Consider the following 13,683-nt stretch of genomic DNA (forward strand, 5'->3'; position numbering starts at 1 on the left):
AGTCTCGGCGTAAAATTCAGCGTAAAATTATGTGAGAGCACTGACAAACTTTTCAATAAGCGTTAATATATAAATATAAAATAATGTTTTTTGAAAGGAGTAAAATAGGATGAAGTATAAAAATATGAGTGCCGGTATAAAAGCGACTGGAATCCATCGAAAAGAAATACAGGCCTCTGGATTAACTGCTTCAACTCTAGCTAAGAAAATTGATAAACATCATAATGTCATTTTATCTATTGAAAATGGTTCGACTGATCCATCAATAATGACAATGAGTGATATCCTATCCGCGTTAGGAATGGAATTTCATGAGTTCTTTGATGAAAGATATGATGAATTGTTCAAAGAAGCTATTCAGGAGGGTTTTTATGAGTAGGCTTATAATTTAATGATGATACAGTCTTAAAGGCTTTAGGAGACCGATTAAAGCAGTTAAGAGAGCAACATGGACTATCATATAAAGAAATGGCAAAGTCCGCAGGTATTAACTTAGACAATTATATGAGAGTAGAATGAGGACAAAGAAACTCATCATCTGGATTGATTTGTAATATAGCTTCTGGATTGGATATCGTTCCTTCTGAAATCTTTAATGAGGATTATCAGGAGATATTATGTCAACATGAGGAAAAGAGACAAGTAGAATTACTTATGAACAGTGATCAATATTATTTGATAGATAAAAAGAAAGTGATTAGATTACTGAAAAAATATAGAGTAAAAGAAGGAATTAGTCAAAAAATATTATCCATAAGAACAGATGTGTCAAGAGATCTTATTAATAACTTTGAATATGGACGTGGAAAAGTCAAACCAAAACTAATTATAGGATTAGCTGATCTATACCATATAAGCATGGATGAATTATGAGATGAAATCGTATATAGTTGATAAATAAATTAGTGTTCAAATTTAAATGCCTCAATAAGATTGATATCTAAATTTACACCTACTAAACTAATTGATATAATGTAAGAGAGGTGACACTTTCAATATTTATTCTATTCACATATCAGTAAGATTTATGAAAAAAATAATAGCTTTAAGTTTACTTACAATTAGTTTGCTTTTCTTTAGTGTTTTTACACCAGTTATTACATTTGAAAATGATTTATATTCAAGCATAAAAGAGTCAGATTGTTACATATCTCAGTACTTAGATGAGCTATATAACAGTGCGAAGCATATATAAAAGTAGTTCATATCGTGCAGAGTTGGTCAATAAATTTGGTGAATCTTATGATGTAATTGCTTATGAAGTAGATACAAGTGACCTTATTGAAGGAACGGACATGAAATCAAAACTTTTATTGCTGATACACAGGATGTTCAAAATAATAATACAAGATCAATTAAGAAAGATGAGTGGGATTCAATATTAAGTGTCCAAGCCTATATTACTATTTATTATAGTACAAGGAATACACCTACTGAATATCTTTTAACTTCTGTAAGTGGTGGTTATGGAAGAGCAGATACAACAGTTAGTGTAACAAGTCAGGAAGTAACATATGGATGTAATGGAGTTCTTCCATGGGTAGTAACTTCTCAAACTGGTTATCAATATCCTGGCAATTTGATTTATTGGAGTTACAATACCGGATTTTCACAATACGTTGCATTGGATGGGTATTCAGGGTATGTTATAGGATGCAATAATCTTCTGACATTAAAACGTGGAACTTCAAGCGTATGGAGTTTTCGACTAATAAATAATTTATAAAAATAACGCAAGAAAGGATAGTATATGTGGTTAAATAAAAAAGAAGTGTTTGTTGGAAATAATCTTGAAGATTATCAAAACTGTATAAAAGCACTAGAAGCTGGTTCTATAAAATATAAACCAAAGGTAGTCGCAAATGATGGTGCTGAGTTTTCTATATTTAGCATGTTTTTTAGATATGGACGAAGGGCAAGAGGGTCTTACGGACAGGATCCAGATTACATGAAGACTTATTATGTTTATGTCGATCCAAAAGATTATGACGAAGCAATGTACTTATTAAATAAATAAAAAAGCAAAACAACCTGTAATCTCAGTTAGGTTGTTTTGTTTTTTTACATAAAATAGGAAATGTTCAAATTTGAACATATTAAAAAAAATCTTAGTAAAGGGAAATTTTTGACTGATTACAAAGGCTTATTATTGAGAGGAGATATTAAAAAAAGGGATGGAGGTACAGACAATTACTGGATCTTAATTGAAATAGCAGGTCCAAGAAATTGTCCGCACCTCCATCCCTCAAGATAAAGTATTATCTAAATCCAAAATATCCAAAGCGATAAACTATGCATTAAATCATCAACAAGGATTGTGCGAATATCTTAATGACGGTTACCTTCCAATGACAAATAGTCTAGACGAACGTACAATTAGACCGTTTACTGTAGGTAGAAAGAATTGGCTCTTTAGTACGAGCGTTAAAGGTGCTGAATCAAGTGCTACAGCTTATAGTATTATAGAAACAGCTAAAGCTAATAATCTTGATCCATATAAATATCTATCATATATCTTCAAATATTTACCTTGCGAGGATATAACAAATAAAGATATCTTAAATTCATTCATGCCTTGGAATGATAAAATTCAAAAAGAATGTAAATAAGCCAGCAATATCTGTAATCGATATCACTGGCTTTTTAAATACACTATTTTATTTTGCGGTTACGCAGTAAAAGAGAGAACATCAAATAATCTTTTTTCAATTTTGATAAGATGAGTTGAGGAAAGATGGTTACCTTTATAAGTAGTAGGTATAAAAGTACTTCAATTTGTGAAGGAGAAAAAACAACCAGGAAAAGTATATCAAATATAAAGGTGAAAGAGTGACTTCCATTTACAGGAAGTTAAATATTCATTTTACAATAAAAAAGTGCAAAAGTAACATCATCTAAAAAGCATTTAGTCCTTCAAAAATGAATTTACCTTTTCATTTTATTGTCTTTTCTGATAAAAACCTTGACTTAGGGTTTACCCTAAGTTTTATAATCACAGTAAAAAGGTGGGGATAGGTTATGATAAATATTATAGAACCAAAGGTTAAAGTATCAAAAGAAAGACAAATATTCAGTAATTATGATTTAAAAAGATTAATAATACCATTATTAGTAGAACAATTACTACTTCTGCTGGTAGGAATGACAGATACATTAATGGTCAGTTATGCTGGGGAAGCAGCGGTTTCAGGAGTTTCTTTGGTCAATCAAATTAATTCAATTTTTATAGCGGTATTTACTGCTTTAGCATCAGGAGGAGCAGTTGTGATAAGTCAGTATATTGGTAAGAGAGATAGAGAAAACGGTATTCGATCTGCAAATCAATTATTGCTTTTATCCATAATAATATCTATAGTCATTACTATACTTATTAGTATTTTTCATGCTCCATTATTAAGATTGTTATTTGGACGTGTTGAAACTAACGTAATGGAGGCTAGTCAGACATATTTATTACTTACCGCACTATCATTTCCAGCGTTGGCAATTTATAATAGTTGTTCAAGCATTTTAAGAAGTATGTCCAAAACTAAAATAACAATGTATGTCTCTATTATTATGAATCTCATTAATATTGTTGGAAATTATGTAGGTATTTTTGTGTTGAATGCGGGAGTTGCAGGGGTAGCAGTTCCATCACTTATTTCTAGAATGATTGCAGCTATAATTATGTTTGTAATTTGTACCAATAAAAGCCATGCTGTATATTTAAGACTGAAAAATTTATTGCATTTTCAAAAAGAGATAATTCATAAAATTATTAATATTGCAGTTCCAAATGGAATTGAAGGTGGTATGCTTGATGCTTCTAAAGTTGCATTAAGTAGTATTATTGCCATGTTTGGAACAACTCAAATTGCAGCTAATGGGGTTGCCCAAAGTTTTTGGTCAATTGCTGCCTTGTTTTCCATTGTGATGGGACCAGTGTTTATCACTGTCATTGGGCAATGTATAGGGGCTAACGACTATGAGGCTGCTCAATATTATGTTAAGAAACTTTTAAGAATTACTTATTTAGGGTGTTTGGTTTGGGATACTGTCATCTTTATTATTACACCATTCATTTTGAATTTATATAGTTTATCTTCTGAGGCAATTCACCTTGTAATTATTTTATGTTTTCTTCATAATGTTTTTAATGCAATATTGCATCCATCTGGTTTTGTTTTAGCTAATGCTTTAAGGGCAGCGGGTGATGTGAAATATACGATGTATACTTCCATTTTCGCAACAGTGATCGTACGTGTTATTTTATCGATTATTTTTGGAGTTTGGATGAACTTAGGGGTAATTGGTGTTGCGATAGCAATGGGATGGGATTGGCTTGTAAGAGTTATATTAATTGTATCAAGGTACAGAAGTGGAAAGTGGAAACAATTTAAAGTTATATAAAACAAAAAAATGTCAAGATCTTAATTTGACATTTTTTATTTTCTCTTATTCCTATGACGGGGATTTTTTAAATCAATAGTGTTATTTTTAATTAGAGAATCAACATAATCAATTTTTTTTGTAATATATTCGTACTTCTTTTTTGCTTCATCAATGTTCTTTTTGGCTATTTGCTGATGTTTAAGCAAAAGCCTTTCCCTCATTTGAAGAGAGTCTTGATCGTCAAACATACAATATTCATGGTATTCTTGAATCTCACTAATGGAAAAGCCTAAGTCTCTTAAATATTTAACACCACGTAACCAATCTAAATCTTCTTCATCATAAATTCTCCGGTTATTACGATCACGCTTGGGGTTAGGAATTAATTTATTATCAGTATAATGTCGTAGAGTGTGTTCTGACATGTTTAAAATCTGACATACTTGTTTAAAAGTGTACATAAAATCCCTCCTATTAGTTTAATAATTATAACAAAATTGGGGAAGAAAGTAAAATTGGGGATATATGGAACTACAGTTAGTTATAAGAGAATGTGTAAAGGAAATTCTCTCTTATATATAATAAGACAAAAGATATTTGTTTATGTAGCGGTATAATAATTAGTCAATCTTTTAAAAACTTATTTACAGTCAAAAGTTAACCAATGATTACACTATTTAAAGATTATAATTTGATTGTAATTATTGAATTATACCAGTTTTATGAATCTTTATCATCTATAGGTATATAGTTATATTTTTGGGAACCAGTTATTTTTATTGTTTCATCTGAAGAAATTAAAATGAGATATTTTAAACCAGTTTTGAATTATTTAGGATATATGTATTCATTAGATCATAATATTATAAATACTGAAAATATGATTGGTATTGTCATACGTTTAAATGAAATAATACATTTTTGCCTGTTGATTCTATAAGTAGTTCAGATTATGATGAAGGAAATAACTTACATAAAACCACTCCAACAATTTTAAGAATGTTTGATATGAAAACACACGCCTCTATAGATAATGGGGTGTGCTTTGTTGCGCTTGAATATTAATGTAAGTTCTATTTCTAGATGGCACTGTAATGTTTTTATATCATTTTTTTAGTTTGAATCCTTTTTTGTCGGTCTAAATGTTTCACAGATATGTTTACTTACAGGCTACCCTTGTCTTTGGTGAACATTGGTTGACAGATAGGTTTATTAGTCGCTATGCTCAGACAGATAAGTTAGAATCTGCCTTTTTTGCTTTTTATCACCTTACATAGATGGTATATTAGGATTTTAATTCAATAATTTCCAAAATTAAGGTATAAAAGATTTGTTTTGTAACATAACTTAATATATAGTCTGTTTTAATATTATGCTTAAAAAACAAGTGTATTTAGAGAAATATGTTTACTTTTTTAACAAGAACATGTTATATTATAAGGGTAGTAAAGTTATTAAAATCGGAGGACCATAGCCTGAGTTGGAACTACTAAATCGGAGAACCATAGCCTAAGTTGGATGAAACAGACTACAAAACAGGGATAAGCCTCATGCTGTCTCTGTTTTTTGTTATAAAATGAAGGAGGAATTTCAATGAGATTTTTCAAACCAAATCCGAATTATTTAGAATATATGTATTCATTAGATAATAATATTATAAATACAAAAAATATGATTGGTATTGTCATACGTTTAAATGAAATGATTTATTTCTTGCCTGTTGATTCTATAAGCAGTTCAGATTATGATGAAAAGAATAACTTACGTAAAACAACACCAGCCATTTTTAGAATGTTTGATATGAAAACACATGATTATATTGGAAAATGTTTATTCTCCAATATGTTTCCAATTCCATATAAAGATTTAATGCCAGTGGAAATGAGTGATTTTGAAAAGAAAGAAGTATCAATTCATGAAAAAAAGTTAGAATACCTACGTATACAAATGGATAGAGTTCTAAAGGCAGCAAATAGGTTATACACCCAAAAAAACAGAAAATATCATCAAGCATATCTAGCTGCTACAGTAGACTTTCAAAAATTAGAGATTGTAGCCAATCGCTGGGAATTAGAGCGTTATCATAAACATTACAATCGTTTTCCTGATTCACAATATTTTTTGACTAATCCAAATATAAATGGAGTGACAGAATATTATTTGATGAATAAACACACGAAAATAGCGAGGATAGAGTTTGATAATGAGAAACAAAGAGTCATAAGGATTATTGAGTTATATAATACAAAATATGCACCATTAGAGTGCTTTGAAAATGGAATCATGACCCCTATTGCAATGACAGAATGGTTTAGAGGCAGAGGGATACCATCATGGAGAGACGGACTTGATGATTTTTTAGATAATATTGGTATTGAAAATAAAGATACACTATTGAATAAAGCTTTTGGATTATCATTATCAGATCAATATTGGATGAATCCTGCAAATATGATCATGGATTGGAAAGATATTAATTTCTTTGAGAATGATTTTAATAGTTCGGATTATGAAGAGGCTGTTTTTGAAAACAGAATTTTTGATATAAAACAAGTTGATCTATACTCACCCAATAATACTTCAGATGGAATGTTGAAAAAGACCTGGGTTGTAGGAGACAATGGAAAGAGATATATGTTAAAGGGGTCTTATAAAGAAAAAGGTATGGAACCTTTTAATGAAGTTCTGGCGAGCATGATATGTGAGGTATTAGAACTCGATTATATAAATTATACATTAGAAATCTTACATGGAAAGGTTTTATCAAAGTGTGAATGCTTCGTAGATAAGAATACAGAGTTACTATCAGCTTATTCAATTTTAAAATATAATGAAATAGATATGGCTTCTACAAATAAAAATGTTTATGAGACGTATGTAAATATTTTGAAAGAAAACAGATTAAAAAATGTAGAAGAAAATATAGCTAAAATGTTTGTGCTTGATTACATAATTGCAAATGTAGATCGACATCTTGGCAATTTTGGCGTCATTAGAAACGTAGAAACATTGGAATGGGAAAAGATAGCTCCAAATTTTGATAGTGGTCAAGCATTGCTTTCTCAAAAAAGAGTATATGAGATGAATTTTAATAGTGTTTATGGTAGTTTCTTTAATGAGAAAGAAGTTGATTTTGAAGTCATTCTTCAAAAAATAAAGGACTGTATAAAATTTGAAATTGATTTTGATAGTTTATATACTGTATCAGATAAATGGAGAGAATTACTCATTTCGTATCAATATGTATCTCATATAAGTACAGAAAGAATAGAGAGAACGTATAGCGGATTAAGAGAAAGAATAAAAAAATTGAGTTTAAATTTTAAAAATTAATATTCTAATGAATTTGTGCTAGTCTAATAGAAAAAGTAGAGTGACTAGAAACAGATTATCTCTGACAATATTATATCATTGAGATTGAACAATGAATTAAAATCTAATATGTTATATTTTGTATGAATAACAATAATTTAAGACAGTTTAAATTGTACTTTATGTGGGAACCTCATAGATGACAATACTAATAAAAAGTTGGAGAGAGGGTATAGTAGTTGGAAAAAAGGGCTGGGTTGGTTACGGGGTGGTTACAAAATGCCTTAAAACCCTTGAAAACTCTAGGACTGTAACTAAGCAAGAGATAATTACAATCAAGTTTTATCAACTGCATGGACCTCTCAGGGCATCTCAGGACCCCTCAGAGCGTTTCAAAACCCCATTTTATGGGGTTTTTTTGTTTTTGAGGTTTAAAGAGAGTAGTGAAAGAGCGCTCGGTTGGTTACAAATCGCATAGATTTTATTTGGCATAGTATAGAAAATTATGGAAATGAATTAAAGTTATGAAATTAAAGATATATTAGATAAAAAGGTGATGATAGATTGATGTTAAAAATATATTTATAAGATATAATATATTTTTTAATATTAAATGAAGAAAGTCTTTTAAATAAAGATGTTTTTTTCTTTTTAAGTTAAGTATAATTAAATAAAGAAGGGTTAAAGATGGAGGAAGATTTTATTAAATTCTTAGAAATTTGACTCTAAAAAATAGTTTTAATTAAAAAGACTGTTAGTAAAACTGAAATAATTACCGAATAAAATATTAACAGGATTTATGATAGGAAACAAAATAACACAATGATATATTGTTTAGAAAAGCTCTCATTCAGGTATTGAAATGATTTTTGGCTTTTTTTAATAAATGGGTATGTTTAATTACGTATAAAAGTAGATGATAACGAACAGAAGTTCAGAAAGGGTGGAAGATTATGGCAGAATATTTATCACCGGGAGTTTATGTAGAAGAGTTTGACAGCGATGTAAGGTTACTAGAGGGGGTAAGCACGAGTAGAGCAGGATTTATCGGTCTTGCACAAAGAGGACCAATTGTTGATAAACCTATCTTAGTAACAAGTTTCGCAGAATATCTAAGATTATTTGGTAAATATGTTCCAAGTAGCTTTAAAGAAAAGCGTTATTTGGCATACAGCGTTGAACAGTTTTTTGGAAATGGCGGAACTGCCGCCTATATCATGCGAGTAGCCAACCCTAAAGATACCTGTGCCGTTCACGATATAGATGGGGCAATATCGATTCATGTAGAAAGTGCGAATGTTGGTTCGTGGGGAAACCAACTGAAACTAAAAATTAAAAGAAACTATGGGCGGAAGGGGACGGTCTTAGGCGAAGGATCAGCGGCATGCAGTTATATTGTGAGAGAGGCAAATGTCTTTTGTGTAGGTGAGTTAGTAGAGTTCACTGATGGTGAGAAAGCAGGATCGTTCTATAAAATCTTGTCAATTCAAGATCAATGTATAACCCTAGATACTCCATTAAAAAAAGGAGATACCTCTTTAACCGAAAGTTATTTATATGCCATTCAATATGACATACATGTAGGAATTGATGAATTTGAGGAATCTTATATTGGCGTATCGATGCAGCAAGATCTATCGAATAGTTGGGATAAAATAGTGGCAAAATCACAGCTTATTAATGTTAAATTGGATCAAAAAGAAGCGGATAAGGCGGCCTATCAAGAGTTAGATCAGATACTTTGTGCGGATGATGTTTATCAGATGGCTTTCACTCAAGGAACAACCAATAGCGTGGAGGATGATCTATCAATATATTTGGGTGAAGACCATGGTCCTGGTAAGAGCAGTGGACTTTATGCTTTTCAAGAAGTGACAGACGTAAGTATAATGTGTATCCCGGGTATCACCTCTCCTCAGGTACAGTCTGCTTTAATTGCATATTGTGAAAAGAGAGAAAATTGTTTTGCCATATTGGATATGCCTTTCTCTGCAAAAACAGTAGATGAGCTATTAGATCATCGTTCTCATTTTGATTCAAGCTACGGCGCTATGTATCATCCATGGTTAGAATGTTTTGATCGATTGGAAAATCGCCCGGTTTTTTTACCTCCATCAGGGACTATGGCAGGAATATATGCAAGAAGTGATCATGAAAGAGGAGTGCATAAAGCTCCTGCTAATGAAATCGTTCGAAACTGTACAAAATTGTCTGTCAGCTATAATGAAGCTGAACAAGCAAAGCTGAATCCTAAAGGGATAAATTTAATCCGTTCTATTCCTGGAAGTGGCATCCGAGTATGGGGAGCGCGTACATTAAGCTCTGATTCTAATTGGAAATATGTCAATATTCGTCGTTTATTCATTTATATCGAAGAAACTATTCGATCAAATATTCAATGGGCAGTGGTTGAACCTAATGGTGAGCTTCTTTGGGAAAGAGTCCAGAAAACAATTATAATATTTTTAACGACTCTTTGGCGTAATGGCGCATTAATGGGGGCTACTACAGAAGAAGCTTTCTTTGTAAATGTCGGTAAAACAACAATGACACAAGATGACATCTTAAACGGACGTCTCATCTGCGTTATGGGGGTAGCACCTATTCGCCCGGCAGAATTTGTGATATTTAAAATTACTCTAGAAATGGAAGCAGATGCTTAATGCAAATAGAATCAGAAAAACAAAATAAAAGGAGTTATAAAATAGATTACGAAATACAGGATAAACTATAGTGTCAAAATTAAGAAGATATTTATTAAAAATGCACTACTTTTTTTACTTTACTAAAGGGACGATGTGAAAAGTCTGCAGTCATACCCTTGTAACCAATTTTGCTATAATGAAGCAGATAAAAGATATATGGAGAATAGTATAATAAAACAAATTGTTAAAAAGATAGAAGAAACGATATCAAGAAGGAATTTGCTTTTTTTATCAAAGCTAATCTTATTATATGACATCAATTACATGAGTTTGAGAATGTATTTAGGAACATTTAAAAAGTCAGTCAGAGGATAAAATAAAAATATTTGTAGTTTTATAAAATTGTGAGATAATTATATAAAGGAATAAAAAGGAGGAATAAAAAAATGAGTTTTCCTAAAAATTTTTTATGGGGTGGTGCTACAGCTGCCAATCAATGTGAGGGAGCGTGGAATGTGGATGGACGTGGTCCTGCTTTAACAGATGTTACAACGGGTGGATCAGTAACCACAAGACGTCAAGTCACTTATATTGATAAAGATGGAAATCATTGTAAAATGGTGACGAGTGAAGGGCAGGCTCAATTACCTGAGGGAGCACGTTTTGCTTGCTTAGAAGAATGTTTATATCCTAATCATGATGCGATTGATTTCTATCATCATTATAAAGAAGATATTAAAATGTTTGCTGAAATGGGATTCAAGACATTTAGAATGTCTATCTCTTGGTCTAGAATATTCCCAAACGGAGATGAAGAAACCCCTAATCGAAAGGGAATTGAGTTTTACCGCAATGTATTTAAGGAATTAAGAAAATATAATATTGAACCTTTAGTCACAATTTGGCATTTTGATACGCCATTATACTTAGTAGAAAAATATGGCGGATGGTCTAATAGAAAATTAATAGAGTTCTTTGACCGTTATGCTAAAACTGTTTTTACAGAATATAAAGGATTAGTCAAATATTGGCTGACCTTCAATGAAATTAATAATGCGATTATGGGATTAGGTTTATTCTTTGACGCCAAAGAAGAAGATTATCAAAGAGCTTATCAGTTACTGCATTATCAATTTGTAGCCAGTGCCCATGCTGTTAAGATGGGACATGAAATAGATTCAGAAAATATGATCGGCTGTATGATTTGCGGGATCACAAGTTATCCGGCTACATGTGATCCTAAAGATATTCTAGCTAATAGACATCAGTGGGAAAAATCAATTTTCTACTGTGGTGATGTTCAATGCTTTGGTAAATATCCAACTTATGCAAAACGTTTATGGAACGAACATGATATTGAATTAGATATTACGGAACAAGATTTGATTGATTTGAAAGAGGGTACAGTCGATATGTACACATTCTCTTACTACATGTCTTCTCTGACAACAACGCATAAAGTCGAAGATAAAGTGGGAGGAAACTTCACTACCGGAGCAAGAAACGAATACCTTAAATATTCAGACTGGGGTTGGGCATTCGATCCGGACGGATTACAATATTATTTGGAAATGATTTATGATCGTTATCAAATCCCTCTGATGGTAGTAGAAAATGGATTAGGAGCTTTTGACACCGTAGAAGAAGATGGATCTATTCATGATAGTTATCGTATAGATTATTATCGAGATCATATTCAGGCAATGGATACAGCAATAAAAAATGGTGTGGATTTGATTGCCTATACGACTTGGGGTTGTATTGACTTAGTTTCAGCGGGTACCGGTGAAATGAGAAAACGTTACGGATTCATTTATGTGGATAAACATGATGATGGAACCGGTACAATGAAACGTAGCCCAAAGGATTCATTTTATTGGTATAAAAAGGTGATCGCCAGCAATGGTGAAAATCTAGATTAAAACAAACCAGTATTCTATATTGATGAATATTGTAAGGGGTTCTTTATTTAACTGCCAATAAAAAATAGAAGCTATGCTGTTTTAGTTTTGAAATGGTATAGCTTTTTTACTATACATAAAAACGAAGAAGGAATTAGCTATCATGTTTTTAGGGCATTCTAAGTCATCACGATTAAGGAAACTATTTCATGCACTATTCACTAGGTGTCATCATTTCATCTATTTATGCTATTTCATTTATGATAGAATATGAGTGATAGGAAACACGAAAGCGAGTGTGAGATCATGCAGTTATATTTGGAGATAAAAGAGAATAAAATAACAGTTCAATGCCAAATAATGGTATCGAGCGATTCTTTTTCTTTTGCTTTAGGTGCCACATTAGAGGTATTTCATTTTAAAAATAATCAAACAGAAGTTTTCCCGGTTGTAGAACCGTATGAATTTCAGTTTCGGCCACCTATGAAAAAATATACCTTATCAAAATTAGAGAAGGGAATTCTAAGTTTTGAATATTATGGTATTTTGGAAGGAAATCTTTTATTTATGCAGGAAGAGATTTATCATTTTAGCCTATATAACGGCTGGTATCCTATTGGCTTTGATGTTATGGAAGAATATGAATTGACTGTAAAATGTGAAGAAGCTTATAAGTTAATTAATGGCTGTTTTGATAGTGATGCAAGGTGTTGGCATTATACCACGCAAAATCAGAGCTTAGTTGACTGTAATATCATGTTGATTAACAAAGCAAAAGCTCATTGCTTGGAAAATGATGGGATAAGCTTATATTATTTCAATGATGAATATAAAAAAATTCTGCAATTATTCTTTGAGGAATACACTTCTATTTATCAATTTTATCTATCTTTGTATCAAAATAATAAACTGAACTTTAATACAATTGTCTTTCTTCCAAAAAAATTCCAGTTAGGGGCATATAAGCGCGATAATCTTATTGTTTTTAGTGAAGTTAGTAAGGATCTAAAGAAAGAAATTCATAAACTAGCTCATGAAATGGCACATGCTTATGCAGTGGGTGCGGATATGCATTCGTGGGAGGACTGGCTGAATGAGACTCATGCAGAATGGAGTGCATTATTATACGAAGAAGAATATCACCCGGCTTATTTTGAGCACCTGATCCAAATAAAAAAAGAAAACTATCAGGGTGATTGGAGATTGAATCCTAAAGATGGTCATAGACCGAATGATGTTCATGAAACAGGAACTCTGCTTTATTATAAGATTTACCAGAAATATGGCAGTGAAGCTATCAGAACTTTATTGAGAGCATTTGATCGGAGCGAAGAAAAACAGACAACGGCTTTCCTAAATATGCTTATGGAAGAAGAACCAAAGCTGGCTAAGGAAATCGATAGTTTAATATAAAAAGGGATAATGGATAAGGATCATCAGAAAAAGGAGAA

The 13,683-nt window shown here is 31.5% G+C and carries 10 protein-coding genes and 1 pseudogene; 10 read left to right on the forward strand and 1 reads right to left on the reverse strand.

The features are described from left to right. Positions 1-109 precede the first annotated feature (109 nt). The 6 genes and pseudogenes from ACLRVU_RS10950 (at position 110) to ACLRVU_RS10975 (ending at position 4,392) form a co-directional block, all read left to right on the forward strand. Positions 110-379 (forward strand): helix-turn-helix domain-containing protein, encoded by a 270-nt coding sequence (locus tag ACLRVU_RS10950; protein WP_412891876.1) that lies wholly within the window; start codon positions 110-112, stop codon positions 377-379. A 44-nt stretch (positions 380-423) separates the two neighbouring features. Beyond that, positions 424-519: pseudogene (locus ACLRVU_RS10955) on the forward strand (hypothetical protein); the annotation flags it as partial. A gap of 135 nt (positions 520-654) precedes the next feature. Further along, positions 655-873, forward strand: a complete 219-nt coding sequence (locus ACLRVU_RS10960; RefSeq protein ID WP_412891877.1) for a helix-turn-helix domain-containing protein — start codon at positions 655-657, stop codon at positions 871-873. An 877-nt stretch (positions 874-1,750) separates the two neighbouring features. Continuing rightward, on the forward strand, positions 1,751-2,017 hold the full coding sequence (locus tag ACLRVU_RS10965) for a hypothetical protein (RefSeq protein ID WP_412891878.1): 267 nt from the start codon (positions 1,751-1,753) through the stop codon (positions 2,015-2,017). A gap of 208 nt (positions 2,018-2,225) precedes the next feature. Then, the gene (locus tag ACLRVU_RS10970; protein ID WP_412891954.1) at positions 2,226-2,609 is read left to right on the forward strand and encodes an IS66 family transposase; all 384 of its coding nucleotides are present in this window, start codon (positions 2,226-2,228) and stop codon (positions 2,607-2,609) included. A gap of 409 nt (positions 2,610-3,018) precedes the next feature. Further along, on the forward strand, positions 3,019-4,392 hold the full coding sequence (locus ACLRVU_RS10975; RefSeq protein ID WP_412891879.1) for an MATE family efflux transporter: 1,374 nt from the start codon (positions 3,019-3,021) through the stop codon (positions 4,390-4,392). 35 nt (positions 4,393-4,427) lie between these two features. Here the strand turns inward: ACLRVU_RS10975 and ACLRVU_RS10980 are convergent, their stop codons facing one another. Further along, positions 4,428-4,835, reverse strand: coding sequence for a MerR family transcriptional regulator (locus ACLRVU_RS10980; RefSeq protein WP_412891880.1), 408 nt, complete (start codon positions 4,833-4,835; stop codon positions 4,428-4,430). Between the two features lie 1,132 nt (positions 4,836-5,967). Here ACLRVU_RS10980 and ACLRVU_RS10985 point away from each other — a divergent pair. The 4 genes from ACLRVU_RS10985 (at position 5,968) to ACLRVU_RS11000 (ending at position 13,645) form a co-directional block, all read left to right on the forward strand. Continuing rightward, positions 5,968-7,707 carry a type III toxin-antitoxin system ToxN/AbiQ family toxin gene (locus ACLRVU_RS10985; protein ID WP_412891881.1) on the forward strand — a complete coding sequence of 580 codons (1,740 nt, stop codon included), beginning with the start codon at positions 5,968-5,970 and terminating at the stop codon, positions 7,705-7,707. Between the two features lie 932 nt (positions 7,708-8,639). Further along, the gene (locus ACLRVU_RS10990) at positions 8,640-10,349 is read left to right on the forward strand and encodes a phage tail sheath family protein (RefSeq protein ID WP_412891882.1); all 1,710 of its coding nucleotides are present in this window, start codon (positions 8,640-8,642) and stop codon (positions 10,347-10,349) included. A gap of 428 nt (positions 10,350-10,777) precedes the next feature. After that, the gene (locus ACLRVU_RS10995) at positions 10,778-12,253 is read left to right on the forward strand and encodes a glycoside hydrolase family 1 protein (protein WP_412891883.1); all 1,476 of its coding nucleotides are present in this window, start codon (positions 10,778-10,780) and stop codon (positions 12,251-12,253) included. 285 nt (positions 12,254-12,538) lie between these two features. Then, the gene (locus ACLRVU_RS11000; RefSeq protein ID WP_412891884.1) at positions 12,539-13,645 is read left to right on the forward strand and encodes a hypothetical protein; all 1,107 of its coding nucleotides are present in this window, start codon (positions 12,539-12,541) and stop codon (positions 13,643-13,645) included. Positions 13,646-13,683 lie beyond the last annotated feature (38 nt).

Origin of the sequence: Beduini sp., assembly GCF_047239305.1 — a bacterium.
GTDB lineage: Bacteria > Bacillota_I > Bacilli_A > Erysipelotrichales > Coprobacillaceae > Beduini.